Source organism: Cupriavidus sp. H18C2, assembly GCF_049393795.1.
In the GTDB taxonomy this organism is placed as follows: Bacteria; Pseudomonadota; Gammaproteobacteria; order Burkholderiales; family Burkholderiaceae; genus Cupriavidus; species Cupriavidus pauculus_C.
In genome coordinates, this window is record NZ_CP186010.1 from 1,982,125 (window position 1) to 1,995,473 (window position 13,349).

13 protein-coding genes are annotated in these 13,349 nt (G+C 67.2%); 2 read left to right on the forward strand and 11 right to left on the reverse strand.

Going from position 1 to position 13,349, the window contains the following annotated elements:
• Window positions 1–93: 93 nt before the first annotated feature.
• The 3 genes from EPAKOI_RS08995 to EPAKOI_RS09005 form a co-directional block, all read right to left on the reverse strand.
• Window positions 94–564, reverse strand: a complete 471-nt coding sequence (locus EPAKOI_RS08995) for an SRPBCC family protein (RefSeq protein ID WP_124684100.1) — start codon at window positions 562–564, stop codon at window positions 94–96.
• A gap of 162 nt (window positions 565–726) precedes the next feature.
• Window positions 727–2,310 carry a malate synthase A gene (gene aceB, locus EPAKOI_RS09000; RefSeq protein ID WP_124684099.1) on the reverse strand — a complete coding sequence of 528 codons (1,584 nt, stop codon included), beginning with the start codon at window positions 2,308–2,310 and terminating at the stop codon, window positions 727–729.
• Window positions 2,311–2,355: 45 nt separating this feature from the next.
• Window positions 2,356–3,057 (reverse strand): haloacid dehalogenase type II, encoded by a 702-nt coding sequence (locus EPAKOI_RS09005; protein WP_124684098.1) that lies wholly within the window; start codon window positions 3,055–3,057, stop codon window positions 2,356–2,358.
• A 95-nt stretch (window positions 3,058–3,152) separates the two neighbouring features.
• Here EPAKOI_RS09005 and EPAKOI_RS09010 point away from each other — a divergent pair, with 95 nt between their 5' ends.
• Window positions 3,153–4,181 carry a LysR family transcriptional regulator gene (locus tag EPAKOI_RS09010; protein ID WP_409558992.1) on the forward strand — a complete coding sequence of 343 codons (1,029 nt, stop codon included), beginning with the start codon at window positions 3,153–3,155 and terminating at the stop codon, window positions 4,179–4,181.
• Between the two features lie 141 nt (window positions 4,182–4,322).
• Window positions 4,323–4,757, forward strand: a complete 435-nt coding sequence (locus EPAKOI_RS09015) for a universal stress protein (protein WP_124684096.1) — start codon at window positions 4,323–4,325, stop codon at window positions 4,755–4,757.
• A 138-nt stretch (window positions 4,758–4,895) separates the two neighbouring features.
• Here the strand turns inward: EPAKOI_RS09015 and aceA are convergent, their stop codons facing one another.
• From aceA to EPAKOI_RS09055, 8 genes are all read right to left on the reverse strand, one after another.
• The gene (gene aceA / locus EPAKOI_RS09020; protein ID WP_124684095.1) at window positions 4,896–6,191 is read right to left on the reverse strand and encodes an isocitrate lyase; all 1,296 of its coding nucleotides are present in this window, start codon (window positions 6,189–6,191) and stop codon (window positions 4,896–4,898) included.
• Between the two features lie 257 nt (window positions 6,192–6,448).
• A complete protein-coding gene (locus tag EPAKOI_RS09025) occupies window positions 6,449–7,288 on the reverse strand; it encodes a LytTR family DNA-binding domain-containing protein (protein ID WP_313836468.1) in 840 nt (279 codons plus the stop codon).
• Between the two features lie 7 nt (window positions 7,289–7,295).
• A complete protein-coding gene (locus tag EPAKOI_RS09030; RefSeq protein ID WP_124684093.1) occupies window positions 7,296–8,453 on the reverse strand; it encodes a sensor histidine kinase in 1,158 nt (385 codons plus the stop codon).
• A 236-nt stretch (window positions 8,454–8,689) separates the two neighbouring features.
• Window positions 8,690–9,637, reverse strand: coding sequence for a CysB family HTH-type transcriptional regulator (locus EPAKOI_RS09035; RefSeq protein WP_124684092.1), 948 nt, complete (start codon window positions 9,635–9,637; stop codon window positions 8,690–8,692).
• A complete protein-coding gene (locus EPAKOI_RS09040; protein WP_124684091.1) occupies window positions 9,634–10,731 on the reverse strand; it encodes a sulfate/molybdate ABC transporter ATP-binding protein in 1,098 nt (365 codons plus the stop codon). The genes EPAKOI_RS09035 and EPAKOI_RS09040 overlap by 4 nt, the downstream gene beginning before the upstream one ends.
• Window positions 10,728–11,615, reverse strand: coding sequence for a sulfate ABC transporter permease subunit CysW (cysW, locus tag EPAKOI_RS09045; RefSeq protein WP_423192038.1), 888 nt, complete (start codon window positions 11,613–11,615; stop codon window positions 10,728–10,730). Before cysW ends, EPAKOI_RS09040 begins: the two co-directional genes overlap by 4 nt.
• A 1-nt stretch (window position 11,616) precedes the next feature.
• Window positions 11,617–12,552, reverse strand: coding sequence for a sulfate ABC transporter permease subunit CysT (cysT, locus tag EPAKOI_RS09050; RefSeq protein WP_124684089.1), 936 nt, complete (start codon window positions 12,550–12,552; stop codon window positions 11,617–11,619).
• A 107-nt stretch (window positions 12,553–12,659) separates the two neighbouring features.
• Window positions 12,660–13,325 (reverse strand): RBBP9/YdeN family alpha/beta hydrolase, encoded by a 666-nt coding sequence (locus EPAKOI_RS09055; RefSeq protein ID WP_423192039.1) that lies wholly within the window; start codon window positions 13,323–13,325, stop codon window positions 12,660–12,662.
• Window positions 13,326–13,349: the final 24 nt, after the last annotated feature.

Genomic DNA, 13,349 nt, shown 5'->3' on the forward strand with positions numbered 1-13,349 from the left:
GCGCGCGCGTGGGGCCGCCGGCCTTGGGCTCGGGCTTGTCTCCTCCCGGATCGTCCCCGCTGCCGGTACTTGCCGGCGCAGTGGATTCGCGGCTCACCCGAGCCGCCCGGTCGACGCGATCTCGCGGATCTTGCGCACGGTATCGAGGTCCGCCTCGTGATAGGCGGACTTGACGATCTCCGCGTAGCGGTCGTCGCCGCTGGCGTCCACGTTGGGCATCGTGGTCTCGTAGACAAAACGCACCAGCAGCGCCCCGGCCGCCGGCGTCTCGATGGTCATCGTCAGCGTGCCCCCGGCATGCTCGGCCGTGGCGGCCGTTTCATAGCGCACGGCGCGGCGCGGCACGTAGACCACGCGGTCGCTGATATGGGCCTGGCCGAAATGGAGCACCCGTTCGAGCCAGCCATCGCCCCGCGCGACGATCTCCGCGCGGTCCAGCCCCAGCACGAACAGCTCGGGCGACTCCGCCCGCAACACCAGGCCCTGCCAGAGCTGGTCGGCCGTCAACGGCTCCAGCGTCGGGTTGCCTGGGTCATTGATTTCCACCAGGTGTTCGAAACGCAACTTTTTTCTCCCGTTCGTGATGGTCCGTATTATGGGGGTTCTGGAGAAACGGTGGTGTGTTGGGGGTGTCGAGCAAACCGTCGGCCGACCACGCCGCCACCCCCAAAAACAAAAAACCCCGCGACAACGCGCGGGGTTCTCGGCCAGGCAACTACCTCGGCCTCACACTTCCTCGTACAGCGGCAGCGTCAGGAATTCGGCGAAGTCTTCCGACGTCGACATCTGCTCGAAGATCTGCGCGGCGCGGTCGTAGGTGGCGCCGCCGCCGGCCACTTCCTTGACCTTGGCCAGTTCCTCGGGGATCAGCGCGCGGACCAGTTCGGCGGTGACCTTGCGGCCGTCCTCAAGCTTGCCCTTGGGCGAGCGGATCCATTGCCACACCTGCGAGCGCGAGATCTCGGCCGTGGCGGCGTCTTCCATCAGGTTGTGGATCGGCACGCAGCCGTTGCCCGCCAGCCAGGCGCCCAGGTAGTGGATGCCGACGTTGATGTTCATGCGCAGGCCGTGCTCGGTGATCGGCGTTTCCGGCTGGAAGTTCAGCAGGTCGGCGCCCTTCACGTCCACGTCCGGACGCTGCTTGTCGAACTGGTTCGGCTTGTCGCCCAGCACCGCGACGAATTCCTTCATCGCCGGCTCGACCAGGCCCGGGTGGGCCACCCAGCCGCCGTCGTAGCCGTCGGTGGCATCGCGGCGCTTGTCGCTGATGATGCCTTCCATGGCCACGGCGTTCTTCTCCGGATCGTTCTTGATCGGGATCAGGGCGCTCATGCCGCCGATGGCCGGCGCGCCGCGCTTGTGGCACGTCTTCAGCAGCAGCAGCGCGTACGAGCGCATGAACGGCGCGGTCATCGTCACCTTGGCGCGGTCGGCCAGGCAGAAGTTCTTGTCGACCTTGAACTTCTTGATGCACGAGAAGATGTAGTCCCAGCGGCCGGCGTTCAGGCCCGCGCTGTGGTCGCGCAGTTCGTACAGGATTTCTTCCATCTCGAAGGCGGCCAGGATCGTCTCGATCAGCACCGTGGCCTTGATGGTGCCCTGCGGCAGGCCCACTTCGTTCTGGGCCATCACGAAGATGTCGTTCCAGAGGCGGGCTTCCAGATGGCTTTCCATCTTGGGCAGGTAGAAGAACGGGCCGTCGCCGCGCGCGATCTGTTCCTTGGCGTTGTGGAACAGGAACAGCGCGAAGTCGAAGATGCCGCCCGAGACGCGCTTGCCGTCGATGGTGACGTGCTTCTCGTCCAGGTGCCAGCCGCGCGGACGCACCTGCAGCGTGGCGATCTTGTCGTTGAGCTTGTAGTGCTTGCCGTTGCTGTCCAGCGTCAGCGTGCGGCGCACGGCGGCCTTCAGGTTGACCTGGCCCTGCATCTGGTTGTGCCAGTTCGGGGTGTTCGAGTCCTCGAAGTCCGTCATGTAGCTGTCAGCGCCCGAGTTGAAGGCGTTGATCACCATCTTGGCCTCGACCGGGCCCGTGATTTCCACGCGGCGGCATTCCAGCGCCTTGGGCACCGGGGCTACCTTCCAGTCGCCCTCGCGGATGCTGCGCGTTTCCGGCAGGAAGTCGGGGATCTCGCCGGCGTCCAGCCGCCTGGCGCGTTCCACGCGGGCGGCCAGCAATTCCTGGCGGCGCGGCTCGAACGCGCGGTGCAGCTTGTCGACCAGGGCCAGGGCTTCCGGCGTGAGGATGTCTTCGTAGGCCGGCAGGATCTCGCCGGTAATCTTCATGCCCGCGGGCAGCGTGATAGCCATCAGTCTTCTCCTGTATGCGATGGTGTATTAAGGGGGGCCCGCCTGTCAGAGCGTCGCGCCCGAGGCGGCGACGAAGGCAAGCAGGTCGTTCATGTCGTGCCCGGTGCCGGTGGGCGCCACGTCCAGGCGCTCCGCCGGATGGCCGGCACGGTTGATCCAGTAGGTGGTGTAGCCAAACCACGTGGCGCCGCAGGCGTCCCAGCCATTCGACGACACGAACAGCATCTCGGCCGCCGGCACGCCGAACGCCTTGGGCCCCAGCGCGTAGGCGGCCGGCGCGGTCTTGTACTGCCGCACCGCATCGACCGACAGCACATGGTCGAACAGCCCCTGCATGCCGGCGCTCTTGACCGCGATGTCGAGCATCTCGGGGTTGCCGTTGGACAGGATGCCCAGCGGCAGGTTGGCGCGGCGCAGCCGCTTGAGCGCCGCCAGGTTTTCCGGGAACGCCGACAGGCACGCGTATTCCTTGAGCAACTGGGCCTGCGCGGCGTCGTCGAGCCGCAGCGCCAGGCGCTCCGCCGCGTAGCGCAGCGCGTCGATCGTGATGTCCCAGAACGGCTTGTAGCGGGCGCCGTCCGGGGCGGCCAGCGAGCGCAGCCGGGTGTAGTCGATCTGGCGCTCGCGCCACAGCAGCGCCAGCGCCTCGCCCTTGCCCGGGAACAATTGCTCCGCCCGCGCCGTGACCGAATACACGTCGAACAGCGTGCCGTAGGCATCGAAAACGACCGCGCGGATTTTGTTCATCTGTCAAAACGCCAGGGACTGAATGGACCTGTACACGATTGAATGCATGGAATTCTAGTGACGCGCTGCAGTGCGGCAAAGAGGCACGCTGTCACTTGATCTTTTACTTTTGCACTACTAATCTTGGCCATCCTCCTCCGGACTTGTGTACAGCCGAGCGATCTTTCGTGGACCACTTCAAGCAACTTGAGACTTTTGTGTCGGTGGCGTCACGCGGCAGCCTGTCTGCCGCCGCAGCCGCCGAAGGCGTGGCGCCGGCGATCATCGGCCGCCGCATCGACGCCCTGGAAGAACGCCTGGGCGTGAAACTGCTGGTGCGCACCACGCGCAAGATCACGCTGACGTTCGAAGGCTCGGCCTTCCTGGAAGACTGCCAGCGCATCCTGAACGACCTCCACAACGCCGAGGCCAGCGTGTCGGCCGGCGGCGTCAAGGCCAGCGGCCACCTGCGCGTGACCGCCCCGGCCGGCTTTGGCCGCAAGCACGTGGCGCCGCTGGTGCCGCTGTTCATCGAATCCCATCCCGACGTCACGCTCACGCTCGATCTTTCGGACCGCGTGGTCGACCTCGTCAACGAGGGCTTCGACTGCGCGATCCGGCTGGGCGACCTGCCCGATTCGAGCCTGGTGTCGATCCGCCTGGCCGAAAACCGCCGCGTCGTGGTGGCCTCGCCCGAATACCTGGCCCGCGCCGGCACGCCGCAGTTGCCCGAGGACCTGTCGCGCCACAACTGCCTGGCCTTCGGCGCCAGCGCCAACGTGCAGCGCGGCTGGGTGTTCCAGCAGGACGGCCGCGCCGTCACGGTCAAGGTGGGCGGCACCATGGAATGCACCGACGGCGCCGTGCTGCACGCCTGGTGCCTGCAGGGCCATGGCCTGGCGTGGCGGTCCTGGTGGGAAGTCGGCCAGGAGATCGTCAGCGGCCGGCTCGTGACCGTGCTGGACGAGTTCCAGGCGCCGCCCATCGGCATCCACGCGGTCTTTCCCCAGCGCAAGCACCTGCCGCTGCGCGTGCGGCTGTTCATCGACCATCTCAAGAACACCTACGGCAACCCGGTCTACTGGCGCCGCGCCGAACAGGCGCCCAGCAGCGCGGTGGCCGAGGTCCATGCGGTCGTGGCCTAGCACGGCAGGCATCCTTTCCGATTGGTTGTCCATCGCACTATCTTGATATTTCGCAATGGCGCAGACTCCACACTGACTACAATCAAAAAGACAGGCGCCATGCTGGCCTGCCCCCGTCCCACTCGTGAAAGGAGGTCCGGTATGTTCAAGCACATCCTGTTGCCCACCGACGGTTCGGAGTTGTCCAAGAAGGCCATCGATGGCGGCCTGGAACTGGCCAAGGTCATCGGCGCGCGGGTCACCGCCTACGTCTGTCTGGAGGAATATCCGTACACGCCTTTCAGCGAGATCGTGGTCGAGGCGCCCCAGGCGTTCAAGGAACGCATCGAAAACCAGGCCCGGCTCTATCTGCAGGAAATCGAAACCGCGGCCGTCGCGCAGGGCCTGCCGTTCGATGCCGACATGACCACCTTTGCCGTGCCCTACCTCGGCATCATCGATGCGGCGGAGCGCCACGGCTGCGACGTGATCTTCATGGCGTCGCACGGCCGGCGCGGCCTGTCGGGCCTGCTGCTCGGCAGCGAGACGCAGAAGGTGCTGACCCATACCGATATCCCGGTCATCGTCTACCGCTGATCCCACCCTTCTTTCCGCAGGCGCCGGTCGGGCCGGCGCCTCTGGAAAAAACCGCGCCGCAGGTTGTGCGGCGCGGGGCCAAACTGACGGCGCGATGGTCGCGCGCCGTCCCCGAATCGTTGTGCCGTCGCCGGCGCGCTACGCCACCTTCTTGTCGAAGAACTGTTCGTCCTCGGTCGATCCCTTGAGCGCGGTCGTCGACGACTGGCCGCCCTCGATGGCCTGCGTCACGGCGTCGAAGTAGCCGGTGCCCACCTCGCGCTGGTGCTTGACCGCGGTGAAGCCCTTCTCGGCCGCGGCGAATTCCGCTTCCTGCAGCTCCACGAACGCCGACATCTGGTTGCGGGCGTAGCCGTACGCCAGGTTGAACATCGAATAGTTCAGCGAGTGGAAGCCGGCCAGCGTGATGAACTGGAACTTGTAGCCCATGGCGCCCAGCTCGCGCTGGAACCGGGCGATGGTGGCGTCGTCCAGGTTCTTCTTCCAGTTGAACGACGGCGAGCAGTTGTACGCCAGCAGCTTGCCGGGGAACCTGGCGTGCACGGCCTCGGCAAACTTCTTCGCGAATTCCAGGTCCGGCTTGCCGGTTTCGCACCAGACCAGGTCAGCCACTTCGGCGTACGCCAGCGCGCGGGCGATGGATTGCGCGATGCCGGGGCGGGTCCGGAAGAAGCCCTCCACGGTGCGTTCGCCGGTCAGGAAGGGCTGGTCGCGCTCGTCGACGTCGGACGTCAGCAGGTCGGCCGCCTCGGCGTCGGTCCGGGCGATTACCAGCGTCGGGGTGCCCGACACATCGGCAGCCAGCCGCGCGGCGGTCAGCTTAGCCACCGCTTCGCGGGTGGGCACCAGCACCTTGCCGCCCATGTGGCCACACTTCTTGACCGACGCCAGCTGGTCCTCGAAGTGCACGCCGGCCGCACCGGCCTCGATCATCGACTTCATCAGCTCGAACGCGTTCAGCACGCCGCCAAAGCCGGCCTCGGCATCGGCCACGATCGGCGCGAAGAAGTCGGTATCGCCCTTGCCTTCGCTCCACTGGATCTGGTCGGCGCGCTGGAACGTGTTGTTGATGCGCTTGACGACCATCGGCACCGAGTTGGCCGGGTACAGCGACTGGTCGGGATACATCTCGCCGGCCAGGTTGGCGTCGCCCGCCACCTGCCAGCCCGACAGGTAGATGGCCTTCAGCCCGGCCTTGACCTGCTGCAGCGCCTGGTTGCCGGTCAGCGCGCCCAGCGTGTTGACGAACGGCTCGGTGTTCAGCAGATGCCAGAGCTTCTCGGCGCCGCGGCGGGCCAGCGTGTGCTCGATCTGGACGGAACCGCGCAGGCGTACCACGTCCTCGGCACTGAAGTGGCGCTGCACGCCCTTCCAGCGCGGGTTGGTCTCCCAGTCCTGCTTCAGGGCGTCGATCTGTTGTTGGCGGGTCGTCATGTTCACTCTCCTGCGTCTCAAGACATATGTCTTATATAAGAGTGTAGAGAGCCTTCCCGCGATGCAACAAGCGATGTGCGGCGTGCACAACCAACTATTTATTCATCGTAAATCAACGAGTTATCGTCAACTTTTCACGATGCGGCACGGAATTTTTCACAGTGAGAAATGGGACCCCCACCCCGCGCGGGCGGATTTTTGCGCATCAAAACATCGTTCCGCATGATGAAATCTGTGCGGCTTTGACGTTCCCGCGCTCACATCTGCTTGAACAGGTGCGCGTACTGCCTTGCCACGGGCAGCGATTCGGGCCGGTCGCGCAGTTTCAGCGATAGCCGGCCCAGCGACTGGTTCACCGCGCTGGCCACGCAGTCGATGTTCACGACGGTGCCACGGTGGATCTGCCAGAAGCGGTCGGGGTCGAGCTGCTGGGTCAGTTCGCGCAGGCTGGTACGGATCAGCGCCTCGCCGCCGGTGGACACCACGTTCACGTACTTGTCGGTGGCTTCCAGGTAAACCACCTCGTCCACGGGGATGATGCGCACCTCCTGCCCCACCAGCGCCTTGATGAAGCGCAGGTACTGGCCGCGCGCGGCGGCCTGGGGCTTGTCCAGCGACTCCAGCCGCGCCAGCAACTGCGCCAGCCGGTCCGTGTCGACCATGGTGCCGATATCGGTCGCCGCGGCGTCGTCCTGCGCGTCGTCGTCGATGTCCTCGGCCGCCTTGGCGCTCAGGCGCGCGCGCAGCCGTTCCACGGTGGCTTCCAGCCGCTCGTGCTGCACGGGCTTGAGCACGTAGTCGACGGCGGCGCGCTCGAACGCCTCCAGCGCGAACTGGTCGTAGGCGGTGACAAAGACCACCAGCGGCGGCCGGTCGAATTCGATCAGCTCGCGCGCCACGTCCATGCCGCTCATGCCGGGCATGCGGATATCCAGGAACGCGACGTCGGGCTGGTGTTCGCGCGCCGCGTCCAGCGCGGCCATGCCGTCGTGCACGACGGCGGCGATCGTGGCCTCGGGCCACAGCGTCTTCAGTTCGGATTCCAGCACGCGCGCGAGCAGCGCCTCGTCGTCGGCGATCAACAGGGTGGGAGACATGGGGGCGTCAGGTGCGGGAAACCGCCGGGGTCACGGGGGCATGGGGCGCGGGCCGCGCTTCGGGCGCGGGGCGCATCGGGGCGATGGTAGGCTCGGTGCTGCGCGTGAGCGGCAGCGTCAGCCGCACCACCACGCCGCGCGGCGCGTTTTCCTCCATCTGCATCGTGGCGGCGGCGCCAAAGATTCGCGCCAGCCGCTCGCGCACGTGGGTCAGGCCCAGGCCGGACCCGCTCTTGCCGCTCTGGCAGAAGCCCACGCCGGTGTCCGCGATCAGCACCTGCAGGCTGCCGCCCTCGCCTTCGCGGGCCGACAGCACGATCTTGCCGCCGCGCATGCAGGGCTCGATGCCATGCGTCACGGCGTTCTCGACCAGCGGCTGGATCAGCATCGGCGGGATCTCGGCATCGGCCAGCGCCGGCGGCAGGTCGATCTCGTAGTCCAGCCGCGCGCCAAAGCGCATGCCCTGGATTTCCAGGTAGCTGCGCAGCAGTTCGAATTCCTGCGCCAGCGTGCAGTGCTCGGCGCGGGTGTGCGACAGCGACATCCGCAGGAAGCCGATCAGCCGCTGCAGCAACTGGCGCGCGGCGCGCGGGTCGGTGGCGATCAGGCCGTCCAGGTTGGCCAGCGAGTTGAACAGGAAGTGGGGCTCGATCTGCGCCTGCAGCGCCATCAACTGGGCGCGCACAAGCTGCTTTTCAGCTTCCTCGCGCTGCAGCGCGTCCAGCGCGGCCTGGCGCTCCAGGTAGGCCAGCTTCTCGCGCGACCAGTAGAAATAGATCATGCTGGCCGACGCCAGCATGCCGACGATCAGGCACATGCGCAGCATGTCGCCCGTGGCGGCGGGCGATTTCTCGGGCAGGTCCAGCAGTTCGCGCGTGCACCAGCTACCCAGCACCACGCCCAGCGGCACGGCCACCACGGCCAGGCACATGAACGGCCAGCGGCGCGGGCGGTCGTTCCACCAGATCAGCACGCGCGGAATGTCGATCAGCGTCCAGATGGACAGGCCGATCAACTGGCTGTAGACGAAGTTCTGGACCAGCGTGCCGCCGGTCTGGAAGCCGTAGTTGAGGCTGACCGCGATCACCGTGTTCATGCAGAGCACGAACAGCAGGTCACGCGCCAGAATGTTGAGCCGTGACGGCACCGCGCACGACATGCGCATATCTCTCTCCCTCCTTTCGCGTCTCACCGCCGCGTGCAGTTCTGTTGATGCACTGCGGCAAAGCGCGCACCCGGGGCTTCGGTGACGACCGGGTACCGCGATGATCGGCACTTTACGCCGGAGCGGGACGAGAGAAAAGCGCCGTGCGACGAACAGGTGCCGGACGGCGCGAGCGGTGTGGTGCCGCGACCGGCGCGCGTGGAACGCGCGTTTCAGCCGCGCCGGGGCAGACGGCCTCAGGCCGCCACGGCCAGCCGGCTGGATGCCTCGGCCAGCGCCGTGGACACCGTGTCGCGCGACAGGTGCGGCGCGAACATGTTGATGAACGCGTGGGCGTAGCCGCGCAGGTACGCCCCGCGCCGCACGGCCACGCTGGTCGTGTTGGGCGAGAACAGGTGGTCGGCCGAAATGCGCACCAGCCCGGCGTCCTTGCGGTCGTCGTAGGCCATCGACGCGATGATGCCCACGCCCAGGTCCAGCTCGGCGTAGGTCTTGATCACGTCGGCGTCCATGGCCGTCAGCACGATCTCGGGCTGCAGCCCGGCATCGGCAAAGGCCCCGTCGATCTTGCGGCGGCCCGTGAAGCCGGCGTCGTAGGTGATGATCGGGAAATTCGACAGGTCTTCCAGCGTCGGCTCGGGCAGCCGCGTCAGCGGGTGGTCCGGCGAGACCACGATCACGTGCTGCCAGCTATACGCCTCGAACGACGTCAGCCCGGCCTCGCTGGCCACGGCCTCGGTGGCGATGCCGATGTCGGCCTGCCCCGTCAGGAGCAGTTCGACAATATGCGACGGCGACGCCTCCTGCAGCGCCAGCGTGACGTGCGGGTATTCGCGGCGGAAGCTCTGCACGACCTTGGGCAGCGCATAGCGGGCCTGGGTGTGCGTGGTGGCCACGGTCAGCCGGCCGGTATGGCGGCCCGCGAACTCGTCGCCGGCCTGGCGCAGGTTCTCGGCTTCGAGCAGCAGGCGCTCGACGATCCGCACGATCTCGCGGCCCGGCTCGGTCAGCCCGGTCAGGCGCTTGCCATAGCGCTCGAAGATCTCGACGCCCAGTTCCTCTTCCAGCTCGCGGATCTGGCGCGAGACGCCCGGCTGCGACGTGTACAGCGCGTTGGCCACCTCGGTCAGGTTGAACTGGCGGCGCACCGCCTCGCGGATCGACCGCAGTTGCTGGAAGTTCATCGTGCCACCCCTTCTGTCGTCGTTGCGCGGTTGAACACGCGGAGCTGGCGCGGCCGCACGGCCAGCAGCTCGCCTTCGCGGAAGCCCTGATGGCGGAAGCGTTCAAGCGGAAGTGCCACCTCGATCACATCCTGGTTGTCCTCGCGTTCGAGTTCGAGCTGGGCCACCGGGCCCAGCGTCAGCGCGCGGCGCAGCGTCACGGCGATGCCGTCGGTGCCCGGCGCGTAGCGTTCCAGTTCCAGGTCGTGCGGGCGGACGTAGGCCACCGCGTCGCCGGCCGTCTCGAAGCCGCTGCCCACCACGGGCAGCACGGCCTCGCCGGTGTGCAGCAGGCCGCCGGTATCGCCCACTTCCAGCCGGCCGTGGAACAGGTTCACGTTGCCCAGGAAGCCGAACACGAACGGCGTGGCCGGATGGTTGTAGACCGCCTCGGGCGTGCCGTACTGCTCCACGCGGCCCCGGTTCATCAGCACCACCTGGTCGGCCACTTCCAGCGCCTCTTCCTGGTCATGCGTGACGAACACGCTGGTCACGTGCAGTTCGTCGTGCAGCCGGCGCAGCCAGCGGCGCAGTTCCTTGCGGACCTTGGCGTCCAGCGCGCCGAACGGCTCGTCCAGCAGCAGCACGCGCGGCTCCACGGCCAGCGCGCGGGCCAGCGCGATGCGCTGGCGCTGCCCGCCCGACAACTGCGACGGATAGCGGTCGCCCAGCCAGTCGAGCTGCACCAGTTCCAGCAGCGACTGCACCTTCTCGCGGATCTTCGCCTCCGACGGCCGCTCGGCGCGCGGCTTCACGCGCAGGCCGAAGGCGACGTTCTCGAACACGGTCATGTGCTTGAACAGCGCGTAGTGCTGGAACACGAAGCCGACGTTGCGCTGGCGCACGTGCTGCGTGGAGGCATCCTGCCCGGCCAGCACCACCTGGCCCGCATCGGCGCGTTCCAGCCCGGCGATGATCCGCAGCAGCGTGGTCTTGCCGCAGCCCGACGGCCCCAGCAGCGCCGTCAGTTCCCCTTCGGCAAAGTCCAGCGTGACGTCGTCCAGCGCGACAAAGTCGCCAAAGCGCTTCTGTACGTTCCTGACCTGAATGCTCATGATGGCTGCCCTTCCGGTTGCAGTTCGCGGCTGGCACGGATTTCCACCAGCGTCTTGATGCCCAGCGTGACCAGCGCCAGCAGCGTCAGCAGCGACGCCACCGCAAACGCGGCCGCAAAGTTGTATTCGTTGTAAAGAATTTCCACGTGCAGCGGCATGGTGTTGGTCAGGCCGCGGATATGGCCCGATACCACCGACACGGCGCCGAATTCGCCCATCGCCCGCGCGTTGCAGAGGATCACGCCGTACAGCAGGCCCCAGCGGATGTTCGGCAGCGTCACGTGCCAGAACGTCTGCCAGCCAGACGCGCCCAGCACGATGGCCGCCTCTTCTTCCTCGCTGCCCTGCGACTGCATCAGCGGAATCAGCTCGCGCGCCACGAACGGGAACGTCACGAAGATCGTGGCCAGCACGATGCCGGGCACCGCGAACATGATCTTGATGTCGTGCGCCGCCAGCCACGGGCCGAACCAGCCCTGCGCGCCGAACATCAGCACGTAGATCAGGCCCGAGATCACCGGCGAGACCGAGAACGGCAGGTCGATCAGCGTGATCAGCAGGTTCTTGCCGCGGAAATCGAACTTGGCGATGGCCCACGCGGCCGCCACGCCGAACACCACGTTCAGCGGCACCGCGATGGCCGCCACGGTCAGCGTCAGCTCGATGGCCTCCACGGCGTCGGGCTCGGTCAGCGCGGACAGGTAGGTATCGGCGCCCTTGCGCAGCGCCTCGTAGAACACCGACGCCAGCGGCACGAACAGGAACAGCGCCAGGAACAGCACGGCCACCGTGATCAGCGTGTAGCGCACCCACGGCGATTCGCCGGTGGCCGCGTGCGGCGGGTGGGCCCCCGAGGCGCCCAGGCGGGAAACGGCTCCGGCCATGTCAGTTCACCTCCGGGTTGCCGTCGGGCAGCGCCGCGGCGCGGGCGCCGGTCTGGTGGCGGCGCGTCCAGGCCTGCAGCAGGTTGATCAGCAGCAGCAGCACGAACGAGATCAGCAGCATCACCACGGCCACCGCCGTGGCGCCCGCGTAGTCGTACTGTTCGAGCTTGGAATAGATCATCAGCGGGGCGATTTCCGAGACCATCGGCATGTTGCCCGAGATGAAGACCACCGACCCGTACTCGCCGGTGGCACGCGCGAAGGACAGCGCGAAGCCGGTCAGCAGCGCCGGCAGGATGGCGGGCAGGATCACGCGGCGGAACGTCTGCAGCCGCGACGCGCCCAGGCTGGCCGCCGCTTCCTCCAGTTCGCGCTCCACGTCTTCCAGCACCGGCTGCACCGTGCGCACCACGAATGGCAGCCCGATGAACGTCAGCGCCACCACCACGCCCAGCGGCGTGAAAGCCACCTTGATGCCGTGCGGCTCCAGCCAGCGGCCGATCCAGCCATTTCCGGCGAACAGCGCGGTCAGCGCGATACCGGCCACGGCCGTCGGCAGCGCGAACGGCAGGTCCACCAGCGCGTCGATGAACCGCTTGCCAAAGAAGCGGTAGCGCACCAGCACCCACGCCACGATCAGCCCGAACACCGTGTTGACGATGGCGGCCACCAGCGACGCGCCGAAGCTCAGTTCCAGCGACGCCACCACGCGCGGGTTGCTGATCGTGGCCCAGAAGCCGTCCCACGTCATCGTGAACGTCTTCAGGAAGACCGACGACAGCGGGATCAGGACGATCAGGGTCAGGTAGAAGATCGTGAAGCCCAGCGACAGCCCGAAGCCCGGCAACACGGTAAAGCGCTGGCTGGCGGGGGCCGGTAGCCGCGCGGCGGGCGCCGTGGGGGGCGGCGCTTCCGCCAGCGAAATCGAGGGTGGCATGTGGTCTCGTCTTATGAAGCCGGCGCATAACGCGTCGGTGTACGAGACAAATTTTGCAGATGCGTCCTTATAAACAGAACGAATCTTTCCGAATTTTCTTAGACGGTTTAGATATAAGGCGTGGGCTGGGCGACTTCTGCGGATGCCTTCCAGGTGTCCGATCCATCACCCATGTGGAGAATCCGCCCCTCGGAATCCATCCTCTGCAGCAATGTGGCCAGCAGCGCCTGCCCGGCCGGCCAGCTATCGAGCTGGGAATCGGCGTTGATGTGGCCCAGCGCGCCGGCGTCGACCAGTTCGCTGCCCCACAGCGTGCCCCAGCTGAACGCGGTGCGCTGCGACATCCACGGATCGTTGGTGCTGGCGACCAGCACGGTCGGGAACGGCAGCCGCCAGGTGGGCAGCAGCGCACTGACGCCGAACTTGTCCGGATCGGCCGGCGCCACCAGCAGCGCGCCGGCGATGCCGACCGGGTCGAGCGACGCCTGGCGCAGCGTGGCCAGGCAGCCAAAGCTGTGCGCGACCAGCACCGCGCCGCGCGGCGCCACCCGCAGCGCGCGGGACACGCCTTCCGACACCCGCTCCGCCCAGAGCGGCAGGCTCGGCCGGCCCCAGTCGTGCTGCTCGATGCGCTGCCAGTCCGGGTACAGCCCTTCCCAGCGGCTCTGCCAGTGCGCCGGCCCGCTGCCGTGCAGGCCCGGAACCGTCAGGATCTGCAGCCCGCGCGGCACTTCCACCCGCGCCACACCGCCCGATAGAGTCGATGCTGCCATACGCTCTCCTTCTCTTCGCCCGGC